The sequence below is a fragment of the Faecalibacterium tardum genome (assembly GCF_040096515.1).
Lineage (GTDB): Bacteria > Bacillota > Clostridia > Oscillospirales > Ruminococcaceae > Faecalibacterium > Faecalibacterium tardum.
Genome location: NZ_JBBMEO010000006.1, coordinates 33,035 through 53,109, shown reverse-complemented (window position 1 = coordinate 53,109; position 20,075 = coordinate 33,035). Strand labels below are relative to the sequence as shown.

14 protein-coding genes and 1 tRNA gene are annotated in these 20,075 nt (G+C 60.0%); 6 read left to right on the top strand and 9 right to left on the bottom strand.

The features are described 5' to 3' along the window. Positions 1–278 precede the first annotated feature (278 nt). Genes WMO44_RS06095 through WMO44_RS06075 form a run of 5 tightly spaced genes read left to right on the top strand, consistent with a single transcriptional unit; the run spans position 279 to position 7,355 of the window. Positions 279–2,096: a sensor histidine kinase gene (locus WMO44_RS06095; RefSeq protein WP_349152078.1), complete on the top strand. Its 1,818-nt coding sequence runs from the start codon at positions 279–281 to the stop codon at positions 2,094–2,096. Then, a complete protein-coding gene (locus WMO44_RS06090) occupies positions 2,071–3,333 on the top strand; it encodes a response regulator transcription factor (RefSeq protein WP_349152077.1) in 1,263 nt (420 codons plus the stop codon). Before WMO44_RS06095 ends, WMO44_RS06090 begins: the two co-directional genes overlap by 26 nt. 14 nt (positions 3,334–3,347) lie before the next feature. Further along, positions 3,348–5,144: a heparinase II/III domain-containing protein gene (locus WMO44_RS06085; RefSeq protein ID WP_349152076.1), complete on the top strand. Its 1,797-nt coding sequence runs from the start codon at positions 3,348–3,350 to the stop codon at positions 5,142–5,144. Positions 5,145–5,155: 11 nt separating this feature from the next. After that, complete coding sequence (locus WMO44_RS06080) at positions 5,156–5,950, top strand: carbohydrate-binding protein (protein ID WP_349152075.1); 795 nt, start codon at positions 5,156–5,158, stop codon at positions 5,948–5,950. Position 5,951: 1 nt separating this feature from the next. Beyond that, positions 5,952–7,355 carry a hypothetical protein gene (locus tag WMO44_RS06075; protein WP_349152074.1) on the top strand — a complete coding sequence of 468 codons (1,404 nt, stop codon included), beginning with the start codon at positions 5,952–5,954 and terminating at the stop codon, positions 7,353–7,355. Positions 7,356–7,489: 134 nt separating this feature from the next. Here the strand turns inward: WMO44_RS06075 and WMO44_RS06070 are convergent. Next, positions 7,490–7,576: transfer RNA gene (locus WMO44_RS06070), tRNA-Leu, on the bottom strand. A gap of 296 nt (positions 7,577–7,872) precedes the next feature. Here WMO44_RS06070 and WMO44_RS06065 point away from each other — a divergent pair. Next, the gene (locus WMO44_RS06065) at positions 7,873–8,895 is read left to right on the top strand and encodes a threonine aldolase family protein (protein ID WP_349152073.1); all 1,023 of its coding nucleotides are present in this window, start codon (positions 7,873–7,875) and stop codon (positions 8,893–8,895) included. 224 nt (positions 8,896–9,119) lie between these two features. Here WMO44_RS06065 and WMO44_RS06060 read toward each other — a convergent pair whose 3' ends face one another. The 8 genes from WMO44_RS06060 to WMO44_RS06025 form a co-directional block, all read right to left on the bottom strand. Next, on the bottom strand, positions 9,120–10,145 hold the full coding sequence (locus tag WMO44_RS06060) for a Gfo/Idh/MocA family protein (protein ID WP_349152072.1): 1,026 nt from the start codon (positions 10,143–10,145) through the stop codon (positions 9,120–9,122). Next, the gene (locus tag WMO44_RS06055; protein ID WP_349152071.1) at positions 10,138–11,262 is read right to left on the bottom strand and encodes a Gfo/Idh/MocA family protein; all 1,125 of its coding nucleotides are present in this window, start codon (positions 11,260–11,262) and stop codon (positions 10,138–10,140) included. The genes WMO44_RS06060 and WMO44_RS06055 overlap by 8 nt, the downstream gene beginning before the upstream one ends. A gap of 54 nt (positions 11,263–11,316) precedes the next feature. Further along, entirely contained in the window at positions 11,317–12,255 is a 939-nt protein-coding gene (locus tag WMO44_RS06050; RefSeq protein WP_349152070.1) for a GTP-binding protein, read from the bottom strand. 61 nt (positions 12,256–12,316) lie between these two features. Continuing rightward, complete coding sequence (locus WMO44_RS06045; protein WP_349152069.1) at positions 12,317–15,352, bottom strand: EAL domain-containing protein; 3,036 nt, start codon at positions 15,350–15,352, stop codon at positions 12,317–12,319. A 34-nt stretch (positions 15,353–15,386) separates the two neighbouring features. After that, entirely contained in the window at positions 15,387–16,802 is a 1,416-nt protein-coding gene (locus tag WMO44_RS06040; RefSeq protein ID WP_349152068.1) for an extracellular solute-binding protein, read from the bottom strand. Positions 16,803–17,167: 365 nt separating this feature from the next. After that, positions 17,168–17,719 (bottom strand): TetR/AcrR family transcriptional regulator, encoded by a 552-nt coding sequence (locus WMO44_RS06035; protein ID WP_055186714.1) that lies wholly within the window; start codon positions 17,717–17,719, stop codon positions 17,168–17,170. Positions 17,720–17,815: 96 nt separating this feature from the next. Then, the gene (locus WMO44_RS06030) at positions 17,816–18,334 is read right to left on the bottom strand and encodes a transcription repressor NadR (protein WP_349152067.1); all 519 of its coding nucleotides are present in this window, start codon (positions 18,332–18,334) and stop codon (positions 17,816–17,818) included. A gap of 177 nt (positions 18,335–18,511) precedes the next feature. Beyond that, positions 18,512–19,873 carry an alpha-amylase family glycosyl hydrolase gene (locus tag WMO44_RS06025; protein WP_349152066.1) on the bottom strand — a complete coding sequence of 454 codons (1,362 nt, stop codon included), beginning with the start codon at positions 19,871–19,873 and terminating at the stop codon, positions 18,512–18,514. Between the last annotated feature and the right edge of the window lie 202 nt (positions 19,874–20,075).

Below are 20,075 nucleotides of genomic sequence, written 5' to 3'. Positions count from 1 at the left end.
CTCGCTTTTGTTGACACTAGGATACCGCACAAACGCAAAAACCGGAATGGAAAAATTCCGGGAAGAGTTGCAGTTTTTCTGTATCTTTTAAAAAAAGATGCACTTTCTTACACTGGAGTCTGCACTTTCTTGTTCTCTTGCACAGTTTACATCCATGGCACAAGAAAAAAGCGTATAAAGTACACAATTTTCATGAAAAAAGTCGTTGACAAACCGCGCCGGAATCAGTACTGTATAAAGGAAAGAATGCAAAATATTACCGGAAAGGAGGCACCGTTATGAAGAGCAGCCATCGTTTCCCGCTGCGGCGGCAGATCGTGTGGGGAATGCGCTTTTTTACCTTTCTTACCTCGCTGGCCGTGGGCGCGGCGCTGTTCATCCTCTCCAACCAATATGTGCGCGCCAACTCCCTGCAGGCGGCAGAGTTCAACCTGCGGCTGGTGGCTACCTCCATCGAGACCAGTCTGGACAGCGCCGATGCTCTTTTGAACTGGGCTTCCATCGACAGCACCGTGCGGCGGTACATCACGCAGGAAAATATCAATGGTACCCAGACCATTGCCGCTTACGAAGCCATGCAGGAAAAATACTATTCCAGCACCCTGTACAGCCATATCCTCCGCTTCTTTATTACCAATGAGAACGACCGGCATTTGCAGTTCGGCACGCTGAACTCCTCGGCGGCGCTCAACCGCACCAGCATAAATCAGTTTCTCACCAAGGGGTACGGGATGCAGTTCACCACCGACCCGCTGCTGCCCGGCAGTCCGGGCTGCATCGCCCTCAGCCAGCCTGTCCGCTGCGGCAAGGGCACCTTGCACCGGGGCAGCACCTACCTTGCGCTGGATACTGCCATTATCACCGACCCGGCAGCAGGTTACAGCCTGACCGACGGCAGCGCGTTGTACTGGGAGATGGGCAGCCGCCTGTGGCAGATCGAAAACGGCAGCCTGACCGAGATTGAAAACCCGCTGCGGGAGGTGGACTATACCCTGCGCACCGGCAGCAATAACGGCGTGACAGAGCAGACCGCATGGCAGGGCAAGGTGCAGCTGGACGGCCAGAAGTATTATGTAGTCAAGGTAACGCTGAACGGCCGCAGCGCGGCGCTGGTACAGCTTTTGCCCGCAAATACCTTTTTGCTGCACTACGGCGTGTACCTGTGGCTGGTCGCCCTTGGCACTGCCATCATCTGGGGACTGAGCTTTTTGATGCAGCACTGGCTGGAGTGGGTCATCACCCGCCCGGTGGAGGCGCTGCAAAAGCGCATTGAGACCGTGGGCAGCGGCAACTTTGCCCCGGACCGCACGGTGGAGTGGAACAACGAGCTGGGCGACATCGGCCGGGGCATCAACCAGTTGGCAGAGAACGTGGACAGCCTGATGACCCGCCGGGTGGAGGACGAGCGCCGCAAGCAGGAGCTGGAATACCGGATGCTGCAAAACGAGGTGAACCCGCACTTTATCTACAACACCCTCAACAGCATCCGCTGGATGGCCACCATCCAACACGCACCCGGCATTGCCGAGATGGTCACCGCCTTTGCGCGGCTGACCAAGAGCATCTCCAAAGGCACCCAGAAGCTGGTGCCTTTGCAGGAGGAGCTGGCATTGCTCAACGATTACTTTACCATCCAGCAGTACCGCTACGGCGGTGACCTGGAGATTGAGGTCTCCCGCATTGAAAGTGAGACCCTTTGCCGGGACTGCATGATCCCCCGGTTCACCTTGCAGCCGCTGGTGGAAAACGCCATCTTCCACGGGCTGGAGCCCAAGGGCGGCCACGGCAGCGTGCTGCTGGATATCTCCACCGACCCGGATACCGGGGACGTATTGCTGCGCATTACCGATGACGGCGTGGGCATGCCGCCGGAGCTGGTGGCGCATCTTCTGGACGAGCCCGCCGAGGGTGCCGAAAAGGCTGAAAAGTTCCGTCATGTCGGCCTGTGGAACGTGAACCGCCGCATCCGGTATTCCTTTGGCGAGGGCTACGGCCTGACCATTGAAAGCGAAGAGGACGTGGGCACCGAGGTCACCATCCGGCTGCCCTATCAACAGAAAGGAGACAGCCATGCTGCAGATATTACTGGTGGATGATGAGCCGCTGGTGCTCATCGGCCTGCAGGGGATGCTGGAATGGGAAAAGCTGGGCTATACCGTCTGCGGCACCGCCCGCAACGGCAAGCTGGCGCTGGAACTCATTGAGCGGGAGAAGCCGGATATCGTCATTGCCGACGTAAAAATGCCGGTGATGGACGGGCTTACCCTTGCCCGCACCTGCCGGGAACGCAGCGCCCTGCCCGCCTTTATCATGCTGACCAGCTTTGAAGAATTTGATTACATCAAGCAGGCCATGGGTGCCGGGGTGGTGGATTATCTGGTCAAGCTGGACCTGACCCCCGAGAACCTGCAAACCGCCCTTGCCAAGGCCGCCGAAAAGGTAAAAAAGGAGCGTGCTTTGCTGGGCGAATTGTCGGCACAGGAAAATCTTGCCGAGAGTGTGCGCAGCTATCAGGAGCGTTTTTTCGTGCGGCTGTACGCCGGGCTGTTCCCGGACGAAGCCGCATTGGAGCAGCCTTTGCAGCACATGGAGCTGAACCTTGCAAGTGACGCCTATCTTGTAGCCAGCTGCGAGATCATCGCCAACACCGCCCTTACCCCCGCCCAGCAGCTGAAGCTGAGTTTTTCCTGCGGGCGGATGCTGGAGACCACCCTGCAAAACTACCTGCCCTGCTATGTGACCGGGGCGGATGCCATGCGCTGCAATGTGCTGTTCTGCCTGACCGATGCCCAGTGCCAGAACTACCGGACGGTGCTGCGCCCGCTGCTGGAACGCGCCAGCCAAATTCTATACAACTATTTCACGGTACGGCTGCTCTGGGCGGTAGGCCGCCCCACCGGCTCCCTGCTGGGGCTGGCGCGCCGCTGCCGGGAAAACGCCCACCTGCAGCCCCTGCTCACGGTGGAGCAGCCCATCCAGTTCGTGGAGGTCAACGAGGGCGACGCCACCGCCGGGAAGATGCAGGTGGTGGCACAGGTGCAGGAGTATATTAAGAATCACCTTTCGGAAAAACTGACGCTGGCCGATGTGGCGGCTGTGTTCAATTTTTCGCCCAACTACCTCAGCCAGCTGTTTGGCAAATACGGCGACAGCGGCTTTGTGGAGTACATCACCGAGACCCGCATCGCTGCGGCGAAAGAGATGCTGGAACAGGGCGATTTGAAAGTATACGAGATTGCTGAGAAACTGGGGTACGAGAGCGCTTTCTATTTTTCCAAGGTGTTCAAAAAGGTCACGGGGCTCAGCCCGCGGGAATACCAGCAAAGTATTTAAAATCGGAGGCTTTTATGATACAGGAACAGCTTGCCCATCTGCCGGAATTTCTTCCCGGCTACCGGCCATTCCCCCCTGCCAAAGAGCGCACCGCATGGCAGGGGCTGCCCCTGCGGGCAAAGCAGCGCTTTTTGCAGGCGGGGGAAGCCGCGCTGCAAACGCCCATTGCGCCCCTGCCGCTCTCGCTCTGGCTGGATTTCACCCACACTGGGCGGCGCACCCCATGGGAGACGGCTTACTTCTCCCGCCGGGCGCGGCTGTGCGCGCTGGTAAGTGCCGAGTGTGTGGAGCACAAAGGGCGCTTTCTGGGTGCCATTGCCGATACCGTATGGGCGATCTGTGAGGAAAGCGCATGGCAGCTGCCCGCCCACAACAGCTATGTGCGGGACACCCCGCAGCTGCCCCTGCCGGACACCACCCGCCCCATCGTAGATCTGTTTGCCGCCGAGACCGGCGCCTTGCTGGCGCTGACCCGGTACTTACTGCCCGATGAGCTGGATACTGCCGCGCCGGGCATCACGGCGCGGATGGAGCGGGAACTGAACGCCCGCATCCTGACGCCTTATTTTACAAGCCACTTCTGGTGGATGGGCAACGGCGCAGAGCCTATGTGCAACTGGACGAGCTGGTGCACCCAGAATGTGCTGCTCACGGTCTTTCTGCTGCCCACCACACAGCAGCAGCGGCAGGCTGCCGTCAAACAGGCAGCGTACAGTCTTGACTGCTTTTTAAAGGACTACGGCGCGGACGGCTGCTGCAACGAGGGTGCGCAGTATTACCGCCACGCCGGGCTGACCCTGTGGGGCTGTCTTGAAATTTTGTCCAGCATTGCGCCGGAGGCCTTCTCTCCCCTGTTCCATGAGCCTAAAATCAAAAATATCGCGGAGTACATCCGCAATGTCCATGTGGAAGGCCCTTACTACCTGAACTTTGGCGATTGCAGCCCCCTTGCCGGACGGTGCGGTGCGCGGGAATACCGCTTTGGGCAGGCTGTGGGCAGCGATGCCCTGCAAGCCCTTGCGGCGGCAGACTTCCGCGCCGATGCCGACCCCGACCATTTGCAGAACCCGGACGGCAGCACCCACATCAACCTGTGGTACCGGCTGACCACCGCCTTTGCAGAAGAAGAAATGATGGCATACTCCGCAACGCCCCGGCACCATTTAACGGTGTGGTACCCCAGCGTGGGCGTCTATGCCGCGCGGCAGGGCAGCTGGGTGCTGGGTGCAAAGTTTGGCTCCAACGGCGACAGCCACAACCACAATGATACCGGCAGCATCACCGTATACAAGGACGGCAGACCGTTCCTGATCGATATCGGGGTGGAAAGCTACACCCAAAAGACCTTCAGCCCCCAGCGGTATGAGATCTGGACGATGCAGAGCGCATGGCACAATCTGCCCACCTTTGACGGCGTGCAGCAGCTGCCCGGCGCGGAATACGCTGCACGGGATATCCAGACCACTGAAAATAGCATCACCGGCGAACTGGCGTGCGCGTACCCTCCCATCCCGGGGCTTACCACCTACTGCCGCAGCGTATCCGTCAGCGAACAGGGCATCACCCTGCGGGACGAAACGGACTATCCCGGCACAGTAGACCTGACCCTGCTCACCGAGCAGCAACCCGTCCCCACTGCGGACGGCTTTGCGGTGGGCACACTGGGCAGCATCCGCTTTGACCCGGACGCCGCAACGGCTGCTGTTACAGCGGTGCCCATCACCGACCCGCGTCTGCGCACCGCATGGCCGGAAACCATCTATAAGATCACCCTGCATTTCCAAAAAATGCTGAACCTCGAACTGTACTAAGGAGAACTGCCATGGAGACCATCAAGCTGAAAATTCTGGACGAAGTCGGCCACACCCTGATGACCTGTGACGCCGACACCGCCGTATCCCTTGTTTACACCAACGAATACCACCCCGGCGACCGGGTGGCACTGGAAATCGACCACCCCGGCCAGTACTGCGTCATCCAGTTCGAGGACACCATGCCCGAATCCCTTGTGTATGTGGTCAAGCGGGAGATCAATTTCCACATTCCCTTCGGGGAGCAGGCCATCACCTACTCGCCCAAGAGCTTTGTGGGCAGCCGTCATGTCATCCGGGCACGGCTGGCGCTGCCGGAGGAGATCGCCGCCCGGCGGAATCTGGCCTTTAACTGCTATGACGAGCACGGCGACACCGGTTTTTACCCCCATGCCAGCGCCAACGTGGAAACGCGCGGCGAGGCGGTGTTTGCCGCCCGCAACGCCATCGACGGCATTTTTGAAAACAGTGCCCACGGCGAGTACCCCTATCAGAGCTGGGGCATCAACCGCGACCCCAACGCTGCCCTGACGCTGGATTTTGGCCGGGAAGTACTGCTGGACGAGCTGCGTATCACCGAGCGGGCAGATTTTCCCCACGACAACTACTGGGTAAAGGCCACGGTGGAATTTTCCGACGGCAGCAGGTTGGACATCCCGCTGGTGAAAAGCGCCAAACCCCAGAGCGTGACCTTTGAGCCCAAGCGGGTGCGCAGCCTTGTGCTGAAAGACCTCATTCAGGCTGAGGGGACTTCTCCCTTCCCTGCCCTGACCCAGATCGAAGCCTTTGGCACCGAGGTGAAGTAAGATGAGCATCTACAATGCCCTTTACGGGCGGGACGGCCACGGCGTAGGCCCAAACGAGCCGGAGAAAAAAGGCTTTGCACGCTTTTGCCAGATGGTCGGCCGCGACCTTGGCCAGCTGCTGGGCACGAACCTGATGGTCTGCGTGCTCTGCCTGCCCGCTGCGCTGGGGGTCTCGCTGGGGGTGACCCTGCTCTCCCTGCCGCTGACGGTGGTGTGCAGCGCGGTCACCGGTCTGCTGACCGGCCCGGCCATGGTGCTGCTGGCAGACTGTGCCCTGCGCAGCCTGCAGAACGACCCCTCCCAGTGGCTGTCCCGGGCAAAGCAGACCCTTGCCGCCCATTGGAAAGCCGCCTGCGGCTTTGGCTGCATTGGCACGCTGGTGCTGGGGCTGCTGTGCTTTGTATCGGCCTTTGTGTTTGAAGCCGCCGCCAAGCAGGGGTATTATCCCGGGCTTGCCATTCTCGTTTTTCTGGCGCTGGATTTTCTGGTGCTGGCAGTTCTGGCTACGCTTTGCGCTGCCGTGCTGCCGCTGCAAGTCCCCGTCCCGGACAGCCTGCTGCGCCGGGCGGGCAGGCTGCTGGCTGCCGCCCCGGCACGCTGCGTCCTGGCAGGCGTTCTCATGCTGGCGGGCATCGGCGGCATGATCTTGCTGTTCCCTGTCAGCATCTTCTGGGCGGTACTGTTTGGTTTCTGGCTGCCGGGGCTGGCAGCCATGCAGACCCTGTTCCCGGTGCTGCGGCAGGCGTACGGCGTAGAGGTGCGCAGCATCCCGCGCCCGGCAGCGCCGGATAAGCCCCTGACCGCACAGGAGCAGAAAAAATGCTCCCGCGCCAACTGGTGGTATTACAACTGGGGCATCGTGGCGGTGGCGGCAATGGTTTTTGTGGGCGTAGCGTATGTGGCGCACGGTCTGCTGACCACCGTAGACCCGGACTATACCGTGGCAGTGGTCACGGCAGAAGCCCTGCCGGACGAGGCTGTGCAGCGCTTGCAGACTGCACTGGCAGACTATGCGGAGGATGCTAACGGGGACGGGGCGGTCATCGTGCAGGTGAACAACTACACATGGAGTGCCGATGCCGCCCTGACCGACATGAACGGGCAGATGGCCGGTGCCACCCAGATGAACACCGACCTTTCTAGCGGCGAAAGCAAAATTTGGATCTTGGATGACCCGGAGGGCTTCGAACAGGCCTATGGGGCGCTGAGCGAAAAGCTGGGCGCAGACTGGCAGGCAAAGCTCATCCCGTGGAGCAGCCAGCCCGCCCTTTCCGGGCTGGAACTGGGCAGTTACAACACCGCCGCCGATGGCAGCCAGACTGTGGATGTCCAGAGCCGCTTTGCCGGGTATAGCATTGCAGTGTTTGATGCCGCAGACGGTTTGTGGAAAGCGCTGAACGAATAAGACCTCTCACAACGAAAAACAGAGCGTTCCCGCCGGGGAACGCTCTGTTTTTTTCAGCGCAAGACTGCACTGTTTTCCGAAAAAAAAAATCCGAACCCTTCTCCTATCGAGAAAAGGTTCGGATTTTCATTGTTTGGTGCGGATAAGAGGACTTGAACCTCCACCGAGTTGCCCCGATTAGAACCTGAATCTAACGCGTCTGCCAATTCCGCCATATCCGCATATTCTGTTGTGTTCGTGAGCTGTGACGCTCGGAACGATAGTTATTATACCAGATGCAGCAGAATTGTCAAGCACTTTTTTGAAAAACTTTTCATATTTCTGGAAATAATCATACTTTCGTAAAAAACTGTTGTAGGCTGTGATTCTGGTCAACATCGTGTCGCACCGGGTATCCTGTAAGCGTTTTTGCGGTGCATTGCGTGTACCGTGCGCCGTTTTGGGTTTGACAGGGTTTTCGCGGCGATGTAGAATAGAGGTACTGTTTTCTTACAATTATATAGAGGAGCGTTTTGCCATGCTGTATTTTGAAAACGACTATTGCGAGGGTGCACACCCCGCCATTCTGCAAAAGCTGACCGAGACCAACTTTGAAAAAGTCTCCGGCTACGGCACCGACCCCTACTGCGCCAGCGCCCGGGAGAAGATCCGCGCCGCCTGCGCCTGCCCGGAGGCCGACGTGCAGTTTATCTCCGGCGGCACCCAGAGCAACGCCATCGTCATCGCGTCCATGCTGCAGCGGTGGCAGGGCGTAGTGGCTGCTGCCACCGGCCATGTGGCCGGGCACGAAGCCGGTGCCATCGAGTACACCGGTCACAAGGTCATCACCCTGCCGCAGCACAACGGCAAGCTGGACGCTGCCGAGCTGCGGGCACTGGTGGCCACCTTCTACGCCGACGACAACCACGACCACATGGTGTTCCCCGGCATGGTGTACATCTCCCACCCCACCGAGTACGGCACCCTGTACACCAAGGCAGAGCTGGAAGCCCTGCACGCTGTGTGTCAGGAATACAAGATGCCGCTGTTCCTCGATGGTGCACGGCTGGGCTACGGTCTGGCTGCCGAGGGCACGGACGTGACACTGGCCGACCTTGCACGGCTGACCGATGTATTTTACATCGGCGGCACCAAGGTGGGTGCGCTGTGCGGCGAGGCTGTGGTGTTCCCCCACGGCGCACCGGCGCACTTTATGACCATGGTCAAGCAGCAGGGCGCACTGCTGGCAAAGGGGCGGCTGCTGGGCATCCAGTTTGACGTGCTGTTCACCGATGGCCTGTATTTCTCCATCAGCAAAAACGCCATTATCACCGCTAACCGCCTGAAAGCCGGTTTTGCGGAAAAGGGCTATCGCTTCTTTATGGACTCCCCCACCAACCAGATCTTCCTTGTGCTGGAAAACGCCCAGCTGGCTGCGCTGGAAGGCAAGGCAAAGTTCGGCTTCTGGGAGAAGTTCGACGACACCCACACCGTGGTACGCATCGCCACCAGCTGGGCCACCCGCATGGACGAGGTGGAAGCACTGATCGACCTGATGTGATCCTGTGCCCCTTTCGGGGGGTATAACGATTTGAATGCCCTCCGCGTTGCTTTGGGCATTTTTAGCGGAAAAACATTTATAATTTTGGGACAGCGGAGCGTCTGCGGACGCTCCGCTGTCCCGTTTTCACGGAAAGGGCTGCTACGGGGAACTGGCTGTTTGCCGTCACAGCTCCAATCGTGAAAAGAGGCTCAGAAGCGCCGACAGGTGCTTCTGAGCCTTTTTTATCTTTCTTCTGTATTCCACGGCTGCGGGGTGCTTTCCACCGGCTGGCCGGGGGCGGCAAGGGCGCGCTCCATCAGCAGGGCAAGGTAGGCGTCCTGCAAGGCGTCTGCCAGCGGGTACACCTCTGCCCCACCGGCAAGATAGCCCTGCATCCTGTCCAGAAAACAGGCGATGGCAGTCTCGTCCTCGTTAAGCCCTGCCTGCGCGGCGGCAGCTGCCAGCGGGTCGGGCAGCGGGGTCAGCGGACGGCACACCGGCTCCCCGGCGGCATCCAGACAGCGCAGGGTGTCGTCGAACAGTTCGCCCCGCTCTCCCTGCACACTGGTGTGGGTGCTGCGCAGGTAAGAGTGGTACTGCACGCCGTTAAAATCCAGAAACGCCGTGCCGCCGCCCGCAAATTCCAGCGTGTGCTGCTGCAACGTCTTTTCCACCAGTGCGCCGTTATGCACCGCACCCCAGCGGGAGTCCGTTTCGATGATCTTTTCCGTCCAGCTGCGGCCGGTCACCCGCACCGGCTGCTGCCCGGCGTTCAGGAACTGCCGCGCCAGACTGACCGCGTGGTAGCCGTGCGCCACCGACAGCCGGGCAAACTGCGGCGTGCCCAGTGCGCCGCTGCGCACCGCCGCCAGCCGTTTTGCCAGCGTGGGGTACAGCCAGTACTGCTCTGCCACCTGCAGCTTTGCGCCCTGCCGGTGCAGCTGCCAGAGGGCACGCAATGCGTCCTCCTCCAGTGCCGCCGGGGTCTCGCACAGCACGGCAAAGCCCCGGGCAAGCCATTCGGTGCTGACGGCGGCGATGGACGCTTTATTCACTGCCACCACCACAAGGTCCGGGTGCAGGGCAATGCACTGCTCCGCCGAGGTGCTTACCGGCACGCCGTACTCCCGGTGCATTTTTTCGGCCTTTTCCTCGGTGCGGCAAAGCATGGCGCACAGCTCGAACCGCTCCGGCAGCGCCTGCGCGATGCGCCAGTAAAACAGCGACCGCCAGCCGGAGCCTACTACAATAAACCGCAGCTTAGCCATTTGTCTGTTCCTCCTGAATATGCTTTTGCAGCTCCTGCTCAAAGCGGTTTGCGTCCAGCGGCAGGGTGAGCTTCTCCCCCAGCCATGCGGACAGGTAGGCGGCATCGGTCAGCTCCAGTGCGCGCACGCCCTCCACGCCGGGGGCGGTCAGGGGCGTGCCGTGCAGAATGGCATCCGCAAAGTTTGCCAGCATCTCCGGGTAGGGCTCAGCCTGCGGCGCAAACTGCTCGGTGGTGGTGGTCTCGGTAAGCTGCTGGCGCTCGGTGCAGTCTGCGGTACGGCGGTAGGTCTCGGTGTCTGGCGTGTAGGTGTGCAGGGTGAGGGTGTCCTCTTCCAGCAGGGCGGTGCCCTTGGTGCCCACGATCTCCAACCGCTCGGTGTAGCTGCCCTCGCCGGTGGAGAGAATAAAGGTGGCGGTGCGCTGCTGCGGGTACTCCATCAGCAGAGTAGCCTCGTCATCCACCATAAAATCGTTATACTTGCCGTATGGTATTACCGCATAAATACTCTCCGGCATCCCGAACAGCCACTGCCAGATATCCAGAATGTGCTGGCCCTGATTGAGCAGCGCGCCGCCGCCCTCCCCTGCCCAGCTGGAACGCCAGCTGCCGGAGCGGTGGTACATCCATGTGCGGAAGTAGCGGCTGTTTTCCAGCTGCACCCGCTTGACCTCGCCCAGAACCCCATCATCCAGTAATTTTTTAAGCCGCATATACTTTTTGTAGCGGCGCTGATGGAACATCATGGCAAAAACAAGGCCGCTTTCCTCGGCGGCGCGGTTCATTTCCAGCGCCGGTGCCAGCGCGTTTGCGCTGGGCTTGTCGCACAAGACGTGCTTGCCGTGAGCAAAAGCCTGCATCACCAGCGCCGGGTGGGTCTTGTGCGGGGTGACCACCAGCACGGCGTCAAACTCCTCTGCATAATCGTACAGCTGGTCGGCGCTGGGGCACACCCGCACCGTATCCGGCAGGGTATCCTTTGCCCACTGCTGCGCCCCGGCGCTGCGGCAGACCACGGCGGTCAGGCGCAATGCGCCCGCCTTTCCTTCTGCGATCATCTGGGCATACTTGCGCCCCATGACCCCGGTGCCAATAACGGCTGCGCGTACTTCCTGCATGGTGTTCCCTCCTGTTTTTCCACAATGCGGTTTGTTATGGGGGAAAACTGCCTTTCACCCCTTCAGGTTTGCTTCAATGGCGGCTTTGTCCAGCCCCTCGCCGATGACGATGACTACCTCCTGCCCCTGCGGGATGGGCGCAAGGGTGCAGCCGGCGGCGGTGGCGTTCAGCTCCAGCCAGCCGCCTGCCGGGGCGGGCGCAAAGCCCTTGACCCGCAACACCTGCCCGCACTCGGGCGCTGCGAACAATCTCTGTGCAGCTGCCTGCAGCTGCTGTGGGGTGAGGTGCAGTTCCAGAAAGCAAAGGGAGGTAAAGGCCGCGTGCTGGTCAAAATGCAACTTTTCGCAGCTGGCCTGCCGGCAGCCACAGGCGGCAAGGGCGGCAAGATCAGCATCGGTCAGGGCATCCCAGTCCTTGGCAAGGATCTCCCCCGGCGCAAAGCGGCGGGAGGATTTTGCGGCTTCCAGTGCGCGCTCCAAGTGGGCAGCGGCGGCAGCGCACTGGGCGGGCGCTGCCAGCTGGGCGCGGCTCAGCAGCACGCGGCCCGCGTTCATGGTCTCGGAAGCCAGCAGGTACTCTGCCTGCGGCGAAAGCGTTTCCGGCAGCAGGGCGTCCACGATGGCAATGACGCTGCCCAGCTGATACCACCGGTCCAGCGGGTCGTCCCGCAGGATATCGAAAAACTCGTCCACGTCAAAGATGCCGCTGGGCTCCACCACCACCCGGTCAAAGCCGCGCATGGCCATGGCGATGAGCTTGGTGCGCATCCGGCGCTGGTGGGTATCGCAGTCGCAGCCGCCGCTGATGGTCTCCACATCGCAGCCGGGGCCCAGCACCTCCTGCACCAGCATGGCGTCCACGTTCACCGCGCCAAAGTCGTTTTCCAGAATACACACCTTATGCCCCTGCTGCACAAGGTACCGCACATAGCGGCGCAGAAAGGTGGTCTTGCCTGCGCCCAAAAAGCCGGTGATGAGATCCACCTGAACCATATCTTTTTACCTCCGTTGCAAAAACCCTCCCAGCGCCGCAGCGCCCGGGAGGGCATATATTTCAGTCTTTTTTCCGGCGCTGCAACTCCCGGATGATCGCAGCCGCTTCCGGCGCGATATCCCCCGGTACAATGGCCGGGCGTGCCAGAAAATAGCCCTGCAAAAGGTCTGCGCCCAGCTCGATGACCGTGCGCAGCTCGGCGGCGGTCTCCACGCCCTCGGCAACGATCTTCATGCTGCGGGGGTGGGCGTAGGCCACCACATTGCGCAGGATCTGCTGCTTGTCCGGCGAGGTGTCGATGCCACGGATGATGGTAATATCCACCTTGACGAACCGGGGTGCAAGCTGCAATAGCGTATTCTCGTTGGAATAGCCGCTGCCGTAATCGTCCAGTGCAAACATCCCGGAAAAGCCCGGTGCATTGCGCTTTCTCTCCAATGCTTCATAGTCGATCTCTTCCTCTTCGGTGATTTCGACGACCATGCGGCGGCACAGCTCGTGCCAATGGCTGTTTATATATTTGCCGTCCTCATGCGACAGGCAGGTGTTGGCGATGGAGTTGACAAAGAGCATGGCATCCCCGGACACGCTGCCCGCCCGGCACAGGCTGTCGAAGGTCTCCAGCGCCTTGGTAAAGGTGATGCGCTCGATCTCGTACAGTGCCCCCTGCTCCCGCGCCAGCTTCATGATGGTGGCCGGGGAGCGCAGGGTGGGCAGGTCGGAGCGCATCAGCGCCTCGTAGGCGACTACCCTGCCGCTGCGCGCCGAGAAGATGGGCTGGAAGCAGTAGAACACCTGCGCATTGCTGAGCAGCTGCCGGAACTCCCTGCGGGTGCGCTCGGCGTAGGCTTCGCGGTTGTACACCCCAATGTCGAACTCCTCCACCCGGCCCTTGTCGGCGTGCTTGACCTGATACATGGCAAAGTCGGCGTATTTTTTCAAGGTCTCCCAGTCCTGCCCATCGTCCGGGTACCACGCGATGCCGCCGGAAAGGCTGATGTGCAAAGCGTTGCCGCTGGGCAGCAGCGCCACGCTCTGCTGCATGGCATTGGTCAGGCAGTCGATCTTTTCCCGCACTGCGTCCCGGCTGCGGTAGCCGTGGAACAGCACAAGGAACTCGTCGCCGGAAAGGCGGGCGCAGACCGTCCCGGCGGGGGTATTGTCCCGCAGGCACTGACCGGTGCGGCGGATGTACTGGTCGCCCCAGTCGTGGCCGTAGGTATCGTTGATGTGCTTGAGGTTATCCAGGTCCATCATCATCAGCGCCGCTACGCCCATGCGCTCCGGCGCGGCGAACAGCTCCGTGCACACCCGGTTGAAGGCCTGTCGGTTGTACAGCCCGGTCAGGATATCGTGATCGCGCTCGTGCTCGATGCGCTTCCGCTCCAGCACGGCGGCGGTCACGTCCTCGGCAAGGCCGATCTTGGCGTGCCCCTCGATGGTTCTGCGCAGCATGATGTACCGCACCCCGTCCGGCTGCTGAATGGTCAGCAGCTCGTCGCCTTCGGCGGTGTGGTCACAGGGATTCTTTTCCCGGATGCCCTTGAGCACCTCCTCAAAGCGGCGCACGCTCAGCGGCTCGCCCTGCATCTCGGGCTTGCCCAGCAGGGAGAAAAAGTTATCGGTCACGAACACGCTGCCGGTGTCGGTGCGCAGCTCGTAGCCGCCGATCTCCACACTGGCCATATCCATGATGCGCAAAAACTTGGTGGAGTTGGTCACCAGCTCCTTGTTCAGCTCTGTAATGGTCTCGGCAAAGCGGTCCACCTCCCGGATGGCCGTGCGTGACAGGCGGGGGAAGGTCTTTTTCTCCTGCGCGTCTATCACCTCGCGGTACAAATGGTTGATGGGGCTGGCCAGCCGTGCCGAGATCAGCAGGCTGCCCAAAACGCTCAGCACCAGCGTGAACAGTAAGGTAGCCAGCAGCACCTCGCGCACCCGGTCGGAAAAAGCCAGCAGCACCGACTGCTCCATGGTACCGGCCAGAAACCACTTTTCGGCGGCAAAGGGCGCGTTGCGGTTATACACCAGCAGCGGCTCCAGCACCATATAATAGCGCTTGCCGTTCAGCTCCGCCCAGTTGCCGCCGTTGCCGTCGCTGCGGCAGTTCAAAACGCCCAGCGGTGCATCCGCCGTTACCAGATCCTCGCCGGAGGTCACGGTCTTGCGCAGGGAGAGCACGCCGTCCGTCAGCGCATCATCGGTAGTGGTCACGATAAAATAGGTGCCTGCCTTGTCCTCGTCCAGCTCGGTGAAGGGCAGCTTTGTTTGCAGATAGTCCGTGAGCAGTTCCACGCCCACCACGCCGTATACCGTGCCGTCCGGCAGGATCAGCGGCATCGAGTAGGCAATGGCGTGCCGGTCGTCCCCTGCCAGACAGTAGGAGTTGGTGGTCCAGCGGCCATAGCTTTCCGCCGAAAGGCTGGCACCGCTCTTATACGCGGTCTGAAACACCGTGCGCAGGATGCCGCCCTTGGTATCTCCCTGATAGGGGAAAGCGGGCTGCCAGCCCTTATCCGTGCCGATGGCCAGCTCTTTTACCACTGTGGCGCTGGCGCGTTCCAGCAAAAGGTCGCTGTTGCGCTCCGAAGGGCGGGCGTCCGGGTCCATATCCCGCAGGTAGATGCCGGGCATTTTTTTGCCCACCTCGCAGGTGTCCAGATCATGGGTGTTCAGCATGATAAAGATGCCGGTCACCTGCTTTGTGCGCAGGGTGTCCAGAAGCTGCGGGGCAAGCGCTACCAGCAAAGCATCGCTCTGTTCGCTGCTGTTATCCAGCGTATCCAGCGAGATATCGCCGCTTTTCAGCAGCTGCTGGGTGGTGGCGGTGATCTGCTCGCTCAGCTGATCCAGATCCTCCGCGTTCCGCAGGATCTCCTGCACATAGCTGGCGCGGTTGCGCACCCGCATGGTAAGCAGATCCTTGGCGTTTTCGTCCAGCTGCCCGGTCACGTTGACGGCAAGGATGCTGGCGACCGCCATCAGCAGCTCCACCACCAGCACCAGCATCATGGTGGCAAAAATATTGTAGAACACGGTTCTTTCCGGTCTGTTTTTCAAGCGCTGCCGCTGGCGCTCTTTCCATGCGTCAAACATCGCCCTGCCCCCTTTCCGTCTTTTTTGCGGGCGGTCAGCCCTCGTACTGCTGTAACTGTGCAAGGGTGGCCTGATACCACGCCTCAAAATAGTCGTCGGTCAAAAATTCTGCCATGGCTGCTTCCGCGCTCTGGCCTGCGGCGATGCGTTCCAGCACCGTGTCCCGGTCGGCACTGGCCTGATCGCCCATGCTGTATTCCAGTATCTTGCGGACTGCATTGCCGCCTGCAAAGGCCGTAGGGGTGTACAGCTCGTTTTCGCGCACCGTTTTCACCGCGCCGGAAAGGGTCTGCTCCATATTGTCGGTCAGTTCCAGCCCGCTTGCGCGGATGGCGTCCATGTCGTTGGCGGCGGTTGTCACCGGCAGATAGCCCGACTCCACCGCGAAAGCGATGTTATTCTGCGGCTCGGTGAACCACTTTAAAAAGGTGACTGCGCCGTTGATCTCGGCCTCGGTGCCGGTGGTGACCACCATGCCGGCGCCCTGCTGCACCGCCACCTTTTCACTCCCGGCAAACCGGGGCGCAGGCAGCACCTTCATCTCGATATCGTGGACCTGATTATCCCCGGGCATCACCTGCTTCGGGAAGAAGGTGGCGCTGGCACAGGAGCCTACACAGCCCAGCAGTGCGCCGGTTTTTACGTCATCGCTGCGGAAGCGGCCATTCGCAGCAAAATACCCCTTGACGAAGGGCACATAGTAGTTATCCCACAGTTTGCGCACCACATCATGGTCGAAGTGCAGGGTCATTTTGCCGTTGTGTACTTCAAAAATTTCGCAGCCCAGCTGCTTTGCGCCCACAATCATATAGTTTGCCATCGCATCCCGGCCAAACAGCGCCTTGCCGCCGGACCAGTTGTAGTACTGCTCGGCCACTGCGGCCACACCCTCCATGGTGGAAAGGGCACCGTAACGCACAAAGGTGTCCTTCGAGAACCGCTGCCAGTCGGTATCGTTAAAAAACATCAGCTCGGTGGATTTTGCCACCGGAAAAATTTTTATGCTGCCGCTGCCGTCAAAATCGCCCTCGGTGATATAGCCGGGCACAAAGGCGGCCTTTTCATCCTCGGTCAGGTAGTCCTTCAGGTCCACCACCATGCCCATCTGGTCCAGCTTATAAGCGGTATCCGCGTAGGCGGCAAAAATGGTGGGCATCTCCGCAGAGCCCACCTTGCCCTCGGCAGCATCCATCACGTTGGCTTCCAGGTCGTTCACCGTGCCCTGACTGGAACCTGTCACCCGGATGCCCTTTGCCTTGCCGATGGTCTCGTTGAAGGTGCTTACAAGGCGGTTGAAGCTTTCCAGCTGGTCGCCGTTGTAGTAGTTCCACACCGTGATGTCGGTCACTTCTTTTTTGCTCATTTTTGCATCACAGCCGGACACGGCCAGTGCCGCTGCCGAGACCGCAGCCGCCGCCAGAAAGCTGCGGCGCGAGATCTTGTCCTTCATCCTTTTCCCTCCCGGAGTATACAGACACATTTTACCCCATATTACACTATTTTATATAATACCACCGTTTCCGGCATAGTGTAAACTATTTCTTGAAAAATCTGGTAAAAAAGTGTAGATGACGAATTTTCGTCTTATTTTTTGGTAGTTTTGTCAAAGTGTGTCCCCCGTGAAAACAAAAAATCGGACAGCCCGCAGACTGCCCGACTTTGTATTTTTATGGGAGTGGCGCAACTGCCCGTTTTCGGTTACGACCCTGCCCTGTGAAAATGGGATAGCGGAGCGTCCGCAGACGCTCCGCTATCCCGAAAATAAAACTAATTTTTCCGCTGTTTATGCGCGGGGCGCATTCAAAACCAGCCCCGTTACATCCGTATCCGCTGCGCGGCGCGAGCAATGGAGGCAAGCAGAGTCACAAGGCGTTTTTCGTCCATCTGACCGCAGTAGCTGGTAAAGGTGTAGTAGCACCCCTGCACGCAGAAAGATAGCACCACCTTGCGCACTACGTCCGCCTCAAAGGTGGGGTCGGTCTGGGCGATGCACTGGCACATGGCCTGCTCCACCCGGTTGATGAACAGCCCCTGCCGGGAGCCGGAGAATAGCACGCTGATCTCGGCCTGATGCGCGGTGAAGGCGCGGAACATCTCCCGCGTCAGCCACTCGGTACGCTCGCTCACATCGCTGGCGGTCAGGCGGGGCAGACTTTCCACCACCGCGTGCACCATCTCGTCCTCCATGGCGTTGGCCAGCGCATAGATATCCTGATAATGGGCGTAAAATGTGGATTTATTGATACAGGCGCGGTCGCACAGCTCCTTGACACGGATCTTCTCCACCGGCTTTTCGCGGCGCAGCTCCATAAAAGCTTCTTTGATGGCGCGCTCAGTCTTTTCAATGCGGATATCCAGAAAACCCACCTCTTTTGCTTTTTTGTTGATTTTCCAACATTTTTCCGGTTTTGCGGATAGACAAGCCCCGCAAGCCTTTTTATACTGGGTATAAGCGGAGCAGGGTCACTCCTTGCGGTACAAAAGCCCCTGCTGCTCCAAAGCATCGCGGATGCGGGCAAAGGTGTCCTTGTCCGGGCAGCGCAGGGTGTGCAGGTGCACGCCGCCGGTCATGCGGCTCAAAAGGCTCTCAGGCGCATCCGCAGCCTGACGGATAAAGTTGTCCACATCGTACCGGTTGCACAGGTTCAGGGTGGCGCGGATCTCGCCATACAGGCTGTTTTCCACCGCCACATCCACCACCGTGCCGCCCTGATCCACCACGGTATACAGCTCCCGGCGCATCTCCTCCTGCGTGCGGTGCACACAGGCCAGAATGCCGGTATAGCCCTTCTCCGCCGGGTGCAGCTGGTAGCCCCGGGGGGTGGCATCGATCTGCGCCCCGCCGGCGCGCAGCAGCGCCACATCCCCTACCACGATCTGCCGCGACACCCCCAGCTCTGCCGCCAGCGTGCTGGCGCTTAAGGGGGCACCGGCGCTGTTCAGCCGGGTCAGGATGCATTCTCTGCGCTGTGCTGCATTCATAGAGGGTCAGGCTTCCTTTCCGTAAAACGACTTTTCTCTCCTTATTGTAGCAAAACGCGGCAAAATGTGCAAGGTTATTCCAATCTCAGCTTTCTGAACAAAGGCTTCCCCCCGAAAGGGAGAAACCTATCCCCAAAGGGTAAAGGCTTTCGCTCCGGTCACGCCGCAGGCGTTGCTTTATTCCAGCCGCAGCAGGGTGGCGTAATTGGAGGGCAGCTGCACCTTCATGCGGTTCCACTCGGTAGAGACCAGCACCTCCTGCGCGCCCACGGTGTCCGCCAGCAGGTCGGTGACCTTGGCGGTTTCCACCGGCAGCTGGAACTCCAGCTGTGCGGGGGTATCGCCGTTGTTCAGCACCGCCACCACGGCCTTGCCGTCCAGCACCCGGGCAAAGGCGTAGCACTGGGTAGTAAGCTGCAATTCTTTTACCTCGCCGTAGGTCATTTCCGGCAACTCAGCCTTGCATTTCCCCAGCGCTTTGTATACACTGGTAACAGGATTTGTACGTTCTGCATCAGCGTAGTCACTGAGCTCCAAGCAGGGGCGCAGCGGCCAGTCGCTGCCCCACTCCTTTTTGCCCTCGATGCCAAACTCCGAGCCGTAGTAGATGGACGGAATGCCCCACAGGCTGTACACCAGAATGGCGATATGCCGGATGTGCTCCCGGTTGCGCAGCTTGTTGGGCAGGCGTTCTACGTCGTGGTTATCCGAGAAGAGATACAGCCGGGTGTCGTGGCACAGCCCCTGCAGCCGGCGCATGGTGTGGGCAATTTCAAAATAGTTGTGGTCGTTGTGTCCGCTCCACAAGCCCTTGTGCAGCTCGTAGTTGGTAACCGAGTGCAGCATTTCCGGGTTTGCCCAGCGGCTGTAATCGCCGTGGATGACCTCGCCCATCAGCCAGAACTCCGGCTTTACCTCGTTTGCCAGACGGCGCAGCCCGCGCATGAAGTCGAAATCCAGCACGTCAGCTGCATCCAGACGGATACCGTCGATGTCGAACTGCTCCACCCAGAAGCGGACGGTATCATAATGGTACTGCTGCACCTCCGGGTTGCGCTGGTTCAGCTTGACCAGCAGGTTGTAGCCGCCCCAGTTGCCGTAGGAAAAGCCGTCGTTATACTCGTTGTTGCCCCAGAAGTTCACATCGCAGAACCAGTCCTTATAGCGGGCGTTCTCGCGGTTCGCCTTCAGGTCCTGGAACGCGAAGAAATCGCGGCCCACATGGTTGAACACGCCGTCCACGATGACCCGCTGCCCGCGGGCGTGGCAGGCTGCCACAAAGGCCTTGAACTCCTCGTTGGTGCCAAGGCGGCGGTCCACCAGACGGTAGTCGATGGTATCATAACCGTGGGAGCCGCTTTCGAACAGCGGGCCGATGTAGATAGCCGTGCAGCCCAGCTTTGCCGCGTGGGCTGCCCATGCTTCCAGCTTTGCAAAAGCGCCCGGGGTGGGCTGGCCGTCGTTTTCGTGCGCACAGCCGCACAGCCCCAGCGGATAAATGTGATAAAATACTGCTTCGTCATACCAAGCCATGGTCATTCGCTCCCGTTCTATTGCTTAAAAAGTTGCGCCGCTTGCACGGCAGTAGCAACAGTATACCACAAGATTTGGCAAATATGTGAAAATTTGCCGATTTTTGTCAAGATTCGCTAAGATTATCGGCCATCATGCTGGTAAACAGCCGTTTTTCTTGGATAGTTTGCCCAAATCCACCTTGGAACAACCGGCGCACATCGCCGGT

Coding starts and splice junctions, on each gene's coding strand:
- WMO44_RS06095 (WP_349152078.1), top strand. CDS start 279: ATGAAGAGCAGCCATCGTTTCCCGCTGCGGCGGCAGATCGTGTGGGGA.
- WMO44_RS06090 (WP_349152077.1), top strand. CDS start 2,071: ATGCTGCAGATATTACTGGTGGATGATGAGCCGCTGGTGCTCATCGGC.
- WMO44_RS06085 (WP_349152076.1), top strand. CDS start 3,348: ATGATACAGGAACAGCTTGCCCATCTGCCGGAATTTCTTCCCGGCTAC.
- WMO44_RS06080 (WP_349152075.1), top strand. CDS start 5,156: ATGGAGACCATCAAGCTGAAAATTCTGGACGAAGTCGGCCACACCCTG.
- WMO44_RS06075 (WP_349152074.1), top strand. CDS start 5,952: ATGAGCATCTACAATGCCCTTTACGGGCGGGACGGCCACGGCGTAGGC.
- WMO44_RS06065 (WP_349152073.1), top strand. CDS start 7,873: ATGCTGTATTTTGAAAACGACTATTGCGAGGGTGCACACCCCGCCATT.
- WMO44_RS06060 (WP_349152072.1), bottom strand. CDS start 10,145: ATGGCTAAGCTGCGGTTTATTGTAGTAGGCTCCGGCTGGCGGTCGCTG.
- WMO44_RS06055 (WP_349152071.1), bottom strand. CDS start 11,262: ATGCAGGAAGTACGCGCAGCCGTTATTGGCACCGGGGTCATGGGGCGC.
- WMO44_RS06050 (WP_349152070.1), bottom strand. CDS start 12,255: ATGGTTCAGGTGGATCTCATCACCGGCTTTTTGGGCGCAGGCAAGACC.
- WMO44_RS06045 (WP_349152069.1), bottom strand. CDS start 15,352: ATGTTTGACGCATGGAAAGAGCGCCAGCGGCAGCGCTTGAAAAACAGA.
- WMO44_RS06040 (WP_349152068.1), bottom strand. CDS start 16,802: ATGAAGGACAAGATCTCGCGCCGCAGCTTTCTGGCGGCGGCTGCGGTC.
- WMO44_RS06030 (WP_349152067.1), bottom strand. CDS start 18,334: ATGAATGCAGCACAGCGCAGAGAATGCATCCTGACCCGGCTGAACAGC.
- WMO44_RS06025 (WP_349152066.1), bottom strand. CDS start 19,873: ATGACCATGGCTTGGTATGACGAAGCAGTATTTTATCACATTTATCCG.